Source organism: Alteromonas sp. AO-Serp (assembly GCF_017849675.1).
In the GTDB taxonomy this organism is placed as follows: Bacteria; Pseudomonadota; Gammaproteobacteria; order Enterobacterales; family Alteromonadaceae; genus Alteromonas; species Alteromonas macleodii.
Genome location: NZ_JAFLMX010000153.1, coordinates 1 through 14,170, shown reverse-complemented (window position 1 = coordinate 14,170; position 14,170 = coordinate 1). Strand labels below are relative to the sequence as shown.

Annotated in this window: 4 protein-coding genes and 2 pseudogenes; 3 read left to right on the top strand and 3 right to left on the bottom strand. The window is 45.0% G+C overall.

Annotation, left to right across the window (positions count from 1 at the left end; all coding sequences use genetic code 11):
* Together arcB (QVA83_RS11295) and QVA83_RS11290 are read right to left on the bottom strand one after the other, a co-directional pair.
* Window positions 1-2,195 (bottom strand): aerobic respiration two-component sensor histidine kinase ArcB (gene arcB, locus QVA83_RS11295; RefSeq protein ID WP_287498469.1); only part of this gene is annotated, 2,195 nt, incomplete at its 3' end.
* Between the two features lie 99 nt (window positions 2,196-2,294).
* On the bottom strand, window positions 2,295-3,230 hold the full coding sequence (locus QVA83_RS11290; protein ID WP_014950542.1) for an N-acetylmuramoyl-L-alanine amidase: 936 nt from the start codon (window positions 3,228-3,230) through the stop codon (window positions 2,295-2,297).
* A gap of 662 nt (window positions 3,231-3,892) precedes the next feature.
* On the opposite strand from QVA83_RS11290, the pseudogene gltB (QVA83_RS11285) reads away from it, so the two are divergent.
* A pseudogene (gene gltB, locus QVA83_RS11285) lies at window positions 3,893-7,084 on the top strand (glutamate synthase large subunit); the annotation flags it as partial.
* A gap of 2 nt (window positions 7,085-7,086) precedes the next feature.
* Here the strand turns inward: gltB (QVA83_RS11285) and gltB (QVA83_RS11280) are convergent.
* Window positions 7,087-10,278, bottom strand: a pseudogene (gene gltB, locus QVA83_RS11280) (glutamate synthase large subunit); the annotation flags it as partial.
* Window positions 10,279-10,940: 662 nt separating this feature from the next.
* Here gltB (QVA83_RS11280) and QVA83_RS11275 point away from each other — a divergent pair.
* Together QVA83_RS11275 and arcB (QVA83_RS11270) are read left to right on the top strand one after the other, a co-directional pair.
* Window positions 10,941-11,876, top strand: coding sequence for an N-acetylmuramoyl-L-alanine amidase (locus QVA83_RS11275; RefSeq protein ID WP_014950542.1), 936 nt, complete (start codon window positions 10,941-10,943; stop codon window positions 11,874-11,876).
* Between the two features lie 99 nt (window positions 11,877-11,975).
* A partial coding sequence (arcB, locus tag QVA83_RS11270; RefSeq protein ID WP_287498469.1) for an aerobic respiration two-component sensor histidine kinase ArcB occupies window positions 11,976-14,170 on the top strand: 2,195 nt, incomplete at its 3' end.

Genomic DNA, 14,170 nt, shown 5'->3' with positions numbered 1-14,170 from the left:
CCAACAGAGCCAGCGGCGCCTTTAATTTTGTGAGCCTGTGAGCACACTTCTGACTTTTCGTCCGCACTTAAGCTTAGCTGCAGTATTTCCATGTATTCAGGCATTTTTTCTTGGAATACTTTAACGCTAGCGCGCACCATTTCATCCCCTATGGTATCAACTAACATCTGTAACAAGTCCATATCTAAAATGTTACTTAATGTTTTGTTAGGTTCAGGGCGCTCTACTTCGCCATCAATTTCAAGCGGTGCAGGTGGTGCATGGAACAGCTCGTTAAACACCTCGATAACGCGAGATTTTTTAATCGGCTTCGCAATGACGTCATCCATACCGTTTTCTAAGTATTCATCACGCTTTTTAATGACGTTTGCCGTTAGCGCCACGATAGGCGTTTGCATAACCAGATCTTCTTCAATAATCGTACTTGCCACATCGAATCCTGTCATGTCAGGCAATTGAATATCAAGCAAGATAAGGTCGTATTGGTTTTCCCTGACTTTGTCTATGGCTTCTTGACCGGTCATTGCTACATCGACTTTCTGGCCAAGCTTCTCGAGCAAGGCTTTAGCGACCATTACGTTCAATTCAATATCTTCTACTAACAAGATATTGAGCCCTGTCACTTGAAGCTGCGCGACTTTCATCGGGCTATTAGAAATCTGAACAGGCAACACAATTTCAAAACGGGTGCCTTTACCCACTTTACTTGAAACGTGAATTTCACCTTTCATCAAGTCGACCATTTGCTTACAAATTGCCAATCCAATACCGGTACCTGTGGCCGATTGGTGGTCAGGGTGATCAACCTGATAGTACATGGCAAAAATCTTATCAATTTCGCTTTCAGGAATACCTACGCCCGTGTCTTCAATCACAAATGTTACATACGCCTTATCACCATCAGGTTTCGTCGATGAAACCGTTAGACTTACGTGACCTTTTTGTGTGAACTTCACTGCGTTAAACAGGATGTTCCATAATATCTGACGAAGGCGCGTACCATCTATTTCAACAAGACGGGGAAGCGGCTCGTTAATTGTCGTTTTAAGCTCTAGCTGTTTGTCGGCTGCAAGTAGACGAATAATGCTGCTAAGTTCTTCGGTAAAGTCTTTCAACGATATGGTTTTTAGACTCAGCTCAAGCTTATCTCTGTCTAACTTATCAAGGTCGATAATATCGTTAAAAATATTACCTAATGTTATAGCGCTGGCGTATATCGTACTTACCCAGTTAAATTGTTCTTCACTCAACTCGGTATCACGCAGCATACGGCTTAAGCCCACAATACCATTTAGCGGTGTGCGTAGCTCATGACTTATGGTTGCGATAAAGCGAGTTTTGTCGGTACTTGCTTTTGCAGCAGCATTTTCAGCCTGCTTACGCTCAGTCATGTCTCGACCGAACGACAACAAGCCGAGGCGATTACCGTCTTTATCGAAGAAAGGTACACGCTTCATTTCGAAGTAACGACGACGTCCATCAGCAAAGCGAAGCCACAGCTCTTCTGTGATACTGGCGTTGGTTTCTAGAACTTCGTGATCACTCGCTACAATTTGGCGGGCAAGCTCTTCCTCATATACGTCTTTTGGCGTTAAGCCAAGCAGCTCTTGCTCGGTTTTGCCCGTCATAAGCTCCGCTATACGGTTACAACCAGCAAACCTGCCTTCTTCATTTCGGTAATATATTAAGTCTGGTGAGGCATCGATGATTGAACGTAACAAGGTTGATAAGCGGCGTGCTTGTGCTTCTTGTTCTGATTTATCCTGAATTTCTTTTTCTAAGTCTTTAAACAGCGCCTCACGCTCTTCTTGTGCTTGCTTGCGCTGCTCTATCTCGTGATTAAGCTGTCTGATGTTGCTTTGAAGTTCGCGGTTAAGAAAGACATCTTCTTCACGCAAACTTTCCAACTGGCTTACCACTTCCTTTAAGTTGGTACGTGAGTTTTCTAATTGCTTGATTAACTCACTAAAGAAATAAAGAACCCAAGGCGCAGATAACATGGTCAGTACTACAGCACTGATGAAGTCATCGGGCTGAACCTGGCTTCCCATGCTCACGCGAATTACGTATGAGCCCCCTAGCGTAAACACAAGCGAAAGAACAACAAACAATATGCTGAGCTTTAGAGTGCCAAAACGCTGAACAAATTGGGCAAAGCGAATTGCCCAAGAATCGTTTGGTGAATCTGAATGCATGTACGTCTAATTTAAGCTTATTTTGCGGTTATCCTATCAGGCTTTCCTCTTTTCGGGAATGCGGTTTGTCAAAGCATAACTCTGTGGCCCTGCTCAGAATTAGGATTTGAAAGGCGACTTTTCAGTAATTTCATTAATGTATTTGGTATTCACCCATCCCACCTTCGTGTAAGACACTTTCGCCCACTCCCCTCGCTTTTCCAGTATTTTTAGCACTTCGCCCTTATTCAAACCGTTCTCGACAGTTGGGTACGAAACATCTGGCCCTTTTCTCACATTCAGCGAATTGGCACTTACATTGGCCACCCGCTTTACAGGGCTAGCGAGATCCCGCTGAATTTGATCATGCGCCTCTCGCTGTGAATTCGAATCACTTGACTCAGTTGCCCACGTTTCACTATCACTTTGCAAAACAGCGGCTTTGAGTCTTTGAAGGGGAAAAGCGGGGCCAGGATCGACCTTTCGTGACGGCGCTATTTCTTCGTGCCCGACGATAGTAGAGATGTTGTAGTGGCTACACAACGCTTTACACAGCGATAGCGTCCTAACAATTTGTACGTCGGTGTACTTGTGCCAATAGCCCATAGACTGTTGGTTAATGTGCTGGGCAGCTAATACTTCATTCTCGCCAAAAATTTCGCCAAACCAACTTTCAAAGGTGCCGTCTCCTCTAGCCTTAAGCTGGCCGGCATTGTCTAATTCAATGCCGATAGAGTACTGATTCAAGCCACTACGCCCCTCGTAATAACTTTCTCCTGCGTGCCACGCTATTTTATTAGTCGGAAGCATTTGAACAATGTCACCATTGCGTCCAACGGCAAAGTGAGCTGACACACCGCTATCGGCATTGGTCAAGACATTCACCGAAGATGAAAGGCTACTACCGGCGGTAAAATGAATAACAATAGTATCGGGAGAGCCAGATTGAAAACGCCCAGATGTGTTAGGAGAAAGCCTGAAGGTGATATTGTCGCCAGTTAGAATATGATCATCTATACTAAATAAAGGCAGTGGTGAAGCATGTAGTGTATTCATACAATAATCCTTATTGTCTTAACAGCACGCCACCACAGTGAATTTTTATTCTTCGCCTTCCACATAAGCGTACACTCAATTCACACACAGGGCTCTCTATCAACATCCTTCAGCGCACCACGAGCCTTACCTGTGGTTAATTTTCAACCAATATAGCAAACTACTTATATTAGTGGAACCATAGCTTTACAAATTAATAAAAATACACCGCAAACCGCTATTGACAACATAAAACATCAATTTCAAAGCATATTTATTCATTAATAAAACGCAAATGAGAAGTAATATCATTTATAAGGGGTGAGTTATTCACTTTGCAATACTGATAACATTTTTGTTACAAACATAAATGACGACACGTAAGAAACTGATTAATATATATTTAATTATATTTATACTAATTCACTATAAAGCTTATACTTTTAGCGTTTGATTTTAGTTTTTAATGTGGGTATTTTGTACGGCCCGCATCGCAATAATGCATAAAAATGCGGAAACGACTGGAATCCTCTAATAATAAAATAACGACAAGAAAGGCGCACGCCGCGAGCAATACCGCTCGCAGGCATAAAAGACGTCTAATAATGTTGTGATACGCAAACCTAGGCGCATCTACACGCAACGCATACCTTGCCCAGTCAAAAGGTTGAAGGAGTTAAGAGATGAGTTTATATAATCCCAATGATTCCCGGGACAACTGTGGGTTTGGCTTAATCGCTCACACTCATGGGGAAGCCAGTCATGAATTGGTAACTACTGCAATACACGGTCTTGACCGTATGCAGCATCGTGGCGGTATCGCCGCCGACGGGAAAACCGGTGACGGCTGTGGTTTATTACTACAGAAACCGGATGCGTTCTTCCATGCAATCGCCGAAGAAAATGGCTGGAAACTCAGCAAAAAATACGGCGTGGGCATGATTTTCTTAAGTCAGGACCCGGTACTTGCGCAAGCCGCGCGTGAAGTACTTAATGAAGAACTAGAAAAAGAAACACTTTCAGTAGTGGGTTGGCGCGAAGTGCCTGTCGACCACTCAGTACTGGGTGAATTAGCGCTAACGGGTGTTCCACAAATTGAACAGGTATTTGTGAACGCGCCAGCAGGTTGGAGAAAACGCGACCTTGAGCGTCGTTTGTATATGATCCGCCGCCGCGCTGAAAAACGTCTTGAGAAAGATCCCGATTTTTACGTAGCTTGTTTGTCGGGCTTGGTAACGATCTACAAAGGCTTGGTAATGCCAAAAGATTTACCCGCCTTTTATCACGATCTTGCCGATGAGCGTATGCAAAGCGCAATTTGCGTTTTTCACCAACGCTTTTCAACAAATACACTACCACGCTGGCCGCTTGCTCAGCCTTTCCGCTTCCTTGCGCACAACGGTGAGATTAACACCATTAAAGGAAACCGCGACTGGGCCATGGCACGTGCTGCTAAATTCGCAACGCCACTTATTCCAGATCTTAAAGATGCAGCACCTTTTGTTAATACTGAAGGTTCAGACTCATCATCGCTGGATAACATGCTGGAGCTATTCTTAGCCGGCGGTATGGATTTATTCCGTGCTATGCGGTTACTTGTTCCACCCGCCTATCAAAACAACAAGACCATGGACGATGATCTTCGTGCATTTTACGAGTTTAACTCTATGCACATGGAACCATGGGACGGCCCAGCGGGTATCGTTTTAACTAACGGTCGCCACGTTGCCTGTAACCTTGATAGAAATGGTCTACGTCCTGCTCGTTACGTTATTACTAAGAACGGTTTCATTACCCTAGCCTCAGAAGTAGGTATCTGGGATTACGAGCAAGCTGACGTAATTGAAAAAGGCCGTGTAGGCCCAGGTGAAATGCTTGCTGTAGACACATACACAGGCAAAATCTGGCGCTCTACTGAAATTGATGAAGACTTAAAAGCACGTCACCCTTATAAAGAGTGGCTAGATAAGCATATTCGTCGACTTACACCAATTGAAAAGCTTGATGCGTCATTAATTGGTAAACGCGTGTTTGACGACGATGCCATGGCGGTGTACCACAAGCTACACGCCTACAGCTATGAAGAAATTCAACAAGTTGTAAAAGTACTCGCGAAAGACGGTCAAGAAGCCGTTGGTTCAATGGGTGATGACACGCCAATGGCGGTTATGTCCTCGCGTCAACGTACGGTTTACGACTATTTCCGTCAGCAATTCGCACAGGTTACTAACCCGCCTATCGACCCGCTACGTGAAAACCACGTTATGTCGTTGGCAACCTGTATTGGCCGCGAGCAAAACGTATTTAGCGAAACCTCAGGTTACGCTGACCGCGTATTGTTTGACTCGCCAGTGCTAATGTATACCGACCTTAAGCAACTGCGCGAATTTAACCCAGACAACTACTACTCAGAAGTCGTGGAGCTTCAGTATGCGCCGCAAGAAGGTTTGAAGAAAGCCATCGAGCGCGTGTGTAACGAAGTCGAGATGCTGGTTAAAAACAAGCGTGCTGCGTTCGTTATTCTGTCTGACAGAAACATTAAACAAAATCGCTTGGTTATCCCTGCAGCAATGGCAGTTGGTGCGGTACAACGTCGCTTAGTTGAAAAGTCATTGCGCTGCGATGCTAACGTTGTTGTTGAGACAGCAAGTGCCCGCGATCCACACCATTTCGCGGTGTTGATTGGCTTAGGTGCCACTGCGGTTTACCCATTCCTAGCATATGAAACTATTGAGCAGCTTTGTGAAAAAGGCGAGCTAGATATTTCTCCTATGCAGGCCACGTTGAACTACCGTAAGGGTATCAACAAAGGCTTGTACAAAATCATGTCGAAAATGGGTATTAGCACTGTTGCTAGCTACCGTAGCTCTAAACTGTTTGAAGCAGTGGGTATTAACAACGAAGTGATGAAGTTATGCTTTAAAGGTGTGACCTCACGCATTCAAGGTGCGGGCTTCGATGATTTCCAGCAAGATCTTATCAACCTAAACCGTATTGCTTGGCTTAAGCGTAAGTCTGTCGATCACGGCGGCTTGCTTAAATACGTGCACGGTGGCGAATATCACGCCTATAACCCAGACGTAGTCAGTACGCTTCAAAAGGCTGTGGTGTCTGGTAACTACGACGACTACCAGCAATATGCAAAGCTTGTTAACGAGCGTGCGCCTGCGCACATTCGCGACTTGCTAGCTATAAACCCTGATTGCGACCCTATTGATATTAGTGAAGTAGAAGCACCGGAAAACTTATTCCCACGCTTTGATACTGCGGCAATGTCAATTGGTGCACTAAGCCCTGAAGCGCATGAAGCGCTAGCGATTGCCATGAACCGCCTGGGCGGTCAGTCTAACTCTGGGGAAGGTGGCGAACACCCTTCTCGCTTTGGAACTGAAAAGAACTCTAAAATTAAGCAGGTGGCTTCAGGTCGCTTTGGTGTAACGCCTCACTATTTGGTTAACGCAAACGTTATTCAAATTAAAGTGGCGCAGGGTGCAAAACCGGGTGAAGGCGGTCAGCTTCCTGGCGATAAGGTAAATAAATACATCGCACAGCTACGTTTCTCTGTGCCGGGTGTAACCCTTATTTCACCACCACCACACCACGATATTTACTCAATTGAAGATTTGGCACAGCTAATTTTCGATTTGAAACAGGTTAATCCAACGGCACTTATATCCGTTAAGCTAGTATCTGAGCCGGGTGTTGGCACCATTGCAACAGGTGTAGCGAAAGCCTATGCCGACCTTATCACCGTTTCAGGTTACGACGGCGGTACAGGTGCAAGCCCGCTAACATCAGTTAAATATGCGGGTAGTCCGTTCGAGCTTGGCTTATCTGAAACTCAGCAAGCACTTATTGAAAACGGCTTACGTCATATATGACGTAAGCCGTTTTCAATAAGTGCTTGCTGAGTTTCAGATAAGCCAAGCTCGAACGGACTACCCGCATATTTAACTGATGTTAGCGGGCTTGCACCTGTACCGCCGTCGTAACCTGAAACGGTGATAAGGTCGGCATAGGCTTTCGCTACACCTGTTGCAATGGTGCCAACACCCGGCTCAGATACTAGCTTAACGGATATAAGTGCCGTTGGATTAACCTGTTTCAAATCGAAAATTAGCTGTGCCAAATCTTCAATTGAGTAAATATCGTGGTGTGGTGGTGGTGAAATAAGGGTTACACCCGGCACAGAGAAACGTAGCTGTGCGATGTATTTATTTACCTTATCGCCAGGAAGCTGACCGCCTTCACCCGGTTTTGCACCCTGCGCCACTTTAATTTGAATAACGTTTGCGTTAACCAAATAGTGAGGCGTTACACCAAAGCGACCTGAAGCCACCTGCTTAATTTTAGAGTTCTTTTCAGTTCCAAAGCGAGAAGGGTGTTCGCCACCTTCCCCAGAGTTAGACTGACCGCCCAGGCGGTTCATGGCAATCGCTAGCGCTTCATGCGCTTCAGGGCTTAGTGCACCAATTGACATTGCCGCAGTATCAAAGCGTGGGAATAAGTTTTCCGGTGCTTCTACTTCACTAATATCAATAGGGTCGCAATCAGGGTTTATAGCTAGCAAGTCGCGAATGTGCGCAGGCGCACGCTCGTTAACAAGCTTTGCATATTGCTGGTAGTCGTCGTAGTTACCAGACACCACAGCCTTTTGAAGCGTACTGACTACGTCTGGGTTATAGGCGTGATATTCGCCACCGTGCACGTATTTAAGCAAGCCGCCGTGATCGACAGACTTACGCTTAAGCCAAGCAATACGGTTTAGGTTGATAAGATCTTGCTGGAAATCATCGAAGCCCGCACCTTGAATGCGTGAGGTCACACCTTTAAAGCATAACTTCATCACTTCGTTGTTAATACCCACTGCTTCAAACAGTTTAGAGCTACGGTAGCTAGCAACAGTGCTAATACCCATTTTCGACATGATTTTGTACAAGCCTTTGTTGATACCCTTACGGTAGTTCAACGTGGCCTGCATAGGAGAAATATCTAGCTCGCCTTTTTCACAAAGCTGCTCAATAGTTTCATATGCTAGGAATGGGTAAACCGCAGTGGCACCTAAGCCAATCAACACCGCGAAATGGTGTGGATCGCGGGCACTTGCTGTCTCAACAACAACGTTAGCATCGCAGCGCAATGACTTTTCAACTAAGCGACGTTGTACCGCACCAACTGCCATTGCTGCAGGGATAACCAAGCGATTTTGTTTAATGTTTCTGTCAGACAGAATAACGAACGCAGCACGCTTGTTTTTAACCAGCATCTCGACTTCGTTACACACGCGCTCGATGGCTTTCTTCAAACCTTCTTGCGGCGCATACTGAAGCTCCACGACTTCTGAGTAGTAGTTGTCTGGGTTAAATTCGCGCAGTTGCTTAAGGTCGGTATACATTAGCACTGGCGAGTCAAACAATACGCGGTCAGCGTAACCTGAGGTTTCGCTAAATACGTTTTGCTCGCGGCCAATACAGGTTGCCAACGACATAACGTGGTTTTCACGTAGCGGGTCGATAGGCGGGTTAGTAACCTGTGCGAATTGCTGACGGAAATAGTCGTAAACCGTACGTTGACGCGAGGACATAACCGCCATTGGCGTGTCATCACCCATTGAACCAACGGCTTCTTGACCGTCTTTCGCGAGTACTTTTACAACTTGTTGAATTTCTTCATAGCTGTAGGCGTGTAGCTTGTGGTACACCGCCATGGCATCGTCGTCAAACACGCGTTTACCAATTAATGACGCATCAAGCTTTTCAATTGGTGTAAGTCGACGAATATGCTTATCTAGCCACTCTTTATAAGGGTGACGTGCTTTTAAGTCTTCATCAATTTCAGTAGAGCGCCAGATTTTGCCTGTGTATGTGTCTACAGCAAGCATTTCACCTGGGCCTACACGGCCTTTTTCAATTACGTCAGCTTGCTCGTAATCCCAGATACCTACTTCTGAGGCTAGGGTAATGAAACCGTTCTTAGTAATAACGTAACGAGCAGGACGTAGACCATTTCTATCAAGGTTACAGGCAACGTGGCGACCGTTAGTTAAAACGATACCCGCTGGGCCGTCCCATGGTTCCATGTGCATAGAGTTAAACTCGTAAAATGCACGAAGATCATCGTCCATGGTCTTGTTGTTTTGATAGGCGGGTGGAACAAGTAACCGCATAGCACGGAATAAATCCATACCGCCGGCTAAGAATAGCTCCAGCATGTTATCCAGCGATGATGAGTCTGAACCTTCAGTATTAACAAAAGGTGCTGCATCTTTAAGATCTGGAATAAGTGGCGTTGCGAATTTAGCAGCACGTGCCATGGCCCAGTCGCGGTTTCCTTTAATGGTGTTAATCTCACCGTTGTGCGCAAGGAAGCGGAAAGGCTGAGCAAGCGGCCAGCGTGGTAGTGTATTTGTTGAAAAGCGTTGGTGAAAAACGCAAATTGCGCTTTGCATACGCTCATCGGCAAGATCGTGATAAAAGGCGGGTAAATCTTTTGGCATTACCAAGCCTTTGTAGATCGTTACCAAGCCCGACAAACAAGCTACGTAAAAATCGGGATCTTTCTCAAGACGTTTTTCAGCGCGGCGGCGGATCATATACAAACGACGCTCAAGGTCGCGTTTTCTCCAACCTGCTGGCGCGTTCACAAATACCTGTTCAATTTGTGGAACACCCGTTAGCGCTAATTCACCCAGTACTGAGTGGTCGACAGGCACTTCGCGCCAACCCACTACTGAAAGTGTTTCTTTTTCTAGTTCTTCATTAAGTACTTCACGCGCGGCTTGCGCAAGTACCGGGTCCTGACTTAAGAAAATCATGCCCACGCCGTATTTTTTGCTGAGTTTCCAGCCATTTTCTTCGGCGATTGCATGGAAGAACGCATCCGGTTTCTGTAGTAATAAACCACAGCCGTCACCGGTTTTCCCGTCGGCGGCGATACCGCCACGATGCTGCATACGGTCAAGACCGTGTATTGCAGTAGTTACCAATTCATGACTGGCTTCCCCATGAGTGTGAGCGATTAAGCCAAACCCACAGTTGTCCCGGGAATCATTGGGATTATATAAACTCATCTCTTAACTCCTTCAACCTTTTGACTGGGCAAGGTATGCGTTGCGTGTAGATGCGCCTAGGTTTGCGTATCACAACATTATTAGACGTCTTTTATGCCTGCGAGCGGTATTGCTCGCGGCGTGCGCCTTTCTTGTCGTTATTTTATTATTAGAGGATTCCAGTCGTTTCCGCATTTTTATGCATTATTGCGATGCGGGCCGTACAAAATACCCACATTAAAAACTAAAATCAAACGCTAAAAGTATAAGCTTTATAGTGAATTAGTATAAATATAATTAAATATATATTAATCAGTTTCTTACGTGTCGTCATTTATGTTTGTAACAAAAATGTTATCAGTATTGCAAAGTGAATAACTCACCCCTTATAAATGATATTACTTCTCATTTGCGTTTTATTAATGAATAAATATGCTTTGAAATTGATGTTTTATGTTGTCAATAGCGGTTTGCGGTGTATTTTTATTAATTTGTAAAGCTATGGTTCCACTAATATAAGTAGTTTGCTATATTGGTTGAAAATTAACCACAGGTAAGGCTCGTGGTGCGCTGAAGGATGTTGATAGAGAGCCCTGTGTGTGAATTGAGTGTACGCTTATGTGGAAGGCGAAGAATAAAAATTCACTGTGGTGGCGTGCTGTTAAGACAATAAGGATTATTGTATGAATACACTACATGCTTCACCACTGCCTTTATTTAGTATAGATGATCATATTCTAACTGGCGACAATATCACCTTCAGGCTTTCTCCTAACACATCTGGGCGTTTTCAATCTGGCTCTCCCGATACTATTGTTATTCATTTTACCGCCGGTAGTAGCCTTTCATCTTCGGTGAATGTCTTGACCAATGCCGATAGCGGTGTGTCAGCTCACTTTGCCGTTGGACGCAATGGTGACATTGTTCAAATGCTTCCGACTAATAAAATAGCGTGGCACGCAGGAGAAAGTTATTACGAGGGGCGTAGTGGCTTGAATCAGTACTCTATCGGCATTGAATTAGACAATGCCGGCCAGCTTAAGGCTAGAGGAGACGGCACCTTTGAAAGTTGGTTTGGCGAAATTTTTGGCGAGAATGAAGTATTAGCTGCCCAGCACATTAACCAACAGTCTATGGGCTATTGGCACAAGTACACCGACGTACAAATTGTTAGGACGCTATCGCTGTGTAAAGCGTTGTGTAGCCACTACAACATCTCTACTATCGTCGGGCACGAAGAAATAGCGCCGTCACGAAAGGTCGATCCTGGCCCCGCTTTTCCCCTTCAAAGACTCAAAGCCGCTGTTTTGCAAAGTGATAGTGAAACGTGGGCAACTGAGTCAAGTGATTCGAATTCACAGCGAGAGGCGCATGATCAAATTCAGCGGGATCTCGCTAGCCCTGTAAAGCGGGTGGCCAATGTAAGTGCCAATTCGCTGAATGTGAGAAAAGGGCCAGATGTTTCGTACCCAACTGTCGAGAACGGTTTGAATAAGGGCGAAGTGCTAAAAATACTGGAAAAGCGAGGGGAGTGGGCGAAAGTGTCTTACACGAAGGTGGGATGGGTGAATACCAAATACATTAATGAAATTACTGAAAAGTCGCCTTTCAAATCCTAATTCTGAGCAGGGCCACAGAGTTATGCTTTGACAAACCGCATTCCCGAAAAGAGGAAAGCCTGATAGGATAACCGCAAAATAAGCTTAAATTAGACGTACATGCATTCAGATTCACCAAACGATTCTTGGGCAATTCGCTTTGCCCAATTTGTTCAGCGTTTTGGCACTCTAAAGCTCAGCATATTGTTTGTTGTTCTTTCGCTTGTGTTTACGCTAGGGGGCTCATACGTAATTCGCGTGAGCATGGGAAGCCAGGTTCAGCCCGATGACTTCATCAGTGCTGTAGTACTGACCATGTTATCTGCGCCTTGGGTTCTTTATTTCTTTAGTGAGTTAATCAAGCAATTAGAAAACTCACGTACCAACTTAAAGGAAGTGGTAAGCCAGTTGGAAAGTTTGCGTGAAGAAGATGTCTTTCTTAACCGCGAACTTCAAAGCAACATCAGACAGCTTAATCACGAGATAGAGCAGCGCAAGCAAGCACAAGAAGAGCGTGAGGCGCTGTTTAAAGACTTAGAAAAAGAAATTCAGGATAAATCAGAACAAGAAGCACAAGCACGCCGCTTATCAACCTTGTTACGTTCAATCATCGATGCCTCACCAGACTTAATATATTACCGAAATGAAGAAGGCAGGTTTGCTGGTTGTAACCGTATAGCGGAGCTTATGACGGGCAAAACCGAGCAAGAGCTGCTTGGCTTAACGCCAAAAGACGTATATGAGGAAGAGCTTGCCCGCCAAATTGTAGCGAGTGATCACGAAGTTCTAGAAACCAACGCCAGTATCACAGAAGAGCTGTGGCTTCGCTTTGCTGATGGACGTCGTCGTTACTTCGAAATGAAGCGTGTACCTTTCTTCGATAAAGACGGTAATCGCCTCGGCTTGTTGTCGTTCGGTCGAGACATGACTGAGCGTAAGCAGGCTGAAAATGCTGCTGCAAAAGCAAGTACCGACAAAACTCGCTTTATCGCAACCATAAGTCATGAGCTACGCACACCGCTAAATGGTATTGTGGGCTTAAGCCGTATGCTGCGTGATACCGAGTTGAGTGAAGAACAATTTAACTGGGTAAGTACGATATACGCCAGCGCTATAACATTAGGTAATATTTTTAACGATATTATCGACCTTGATAAGTTAGACAGAGATAAGCTTGAGCTGAGTCTAAAAACCATATCGTTGAAAGACTTTACCGAAGAACTTAGCAGCATTATTCGTCTACTTGCAGCCGACAAACAGCTAGAGCTTAAAACGACAATTAACGAGCCGCTTCCCCGTCTTGTTGAAATAGATGGTACGCGCCTTCGTCAGATATTATGGAACATCCTGTTTAACGCAGTGAAGTTCACACAAAAAGGTCACGTAAGTCTAACGGTTTCATCGACGAAACCTGATGGTGATAAGGCGTATGTAACATTTGTGATTGAAGACACGGGCGTAGGTATTCCTGAAAGCGAAATTGATAAGATTTTTGCCATGTACTATCAGGTTGATCACCCTGACCACCAATCGGCCACAGGTACCGGTATTGGATTGGCAATTTGTAAGCAAATGGTCGACTTGATGAAAGGTGAAATTCACGTTTCAAGTAAAGTGGGTAAAGGCACCCGTTTTGAAATTGTGTTGCCTGTTCAGATTTCTAATAGCCCGATGAAAGTCGCGCAGCTTCAAGTGACAGGGCTCAATATCTTGTTAGTAGAAGATATTGAATTGAACGTAATGGTCGCTAAAGCCTTGCTCGAGAAGCTTGGCCAGAAAGTCGATGTAGCAATGACCGGTCAAGAAGCCATAGACAAAGTCAGGGAAAACCAATACGACCTTATCTTGCTTGATATTCAATTGCCTGACATGACAGGATTCGATGTGGCAAGTACGATTATTGAAGAAGATCTGGTTATGCAAACGCCTATCGTGGCGCTAACGGCAAACGTCATTAAAAAGCGTGATGAATACTTAGAAAACGGTATGGATGACGTCATTGCGAAGCCGATTAAAAAATCTCGCGTTATCGAGGTGTTTAACGAGCTGTTCCATGCACCACCTGCACCGCTTGAAATTGATGGCGAAGTAGAGCGCCCTGAACCTAACAAAACATTAAGTAACATTTTAGATATGGACTTGTTACAGATGTTAGTTGATACCATAGGGGATGAAATGGTGCGCGCTAGCGTTAAAGTATTCCAAGAAAAAATGCCTGAATACATGGAAATACTGCAGCTAAGCTTAAGTGCGGACGAAAAGTCAGAAGTGTGCTCACAGGCTCACAAAATTAAAGGCGCCGCTGGCTCTGTTGG

What these genes read in the sequence shown, in the direction of transcription:
- QVA83_RS11290 (WP_014950542.1), bottom strand. Translation starts at nt 3,230, where the DNA reads ATGAATACACTACATGCTTCACCACTGCCTTTATTTAGTATAGATGAT.
- QVA83_RS11275 (WP_014950542.1), top strand. Translation starts at nt 10,941, where the DNA reads ATGAATACACTACATGCTTCACCACTGCCTTTATTTAGTATAGATGAT.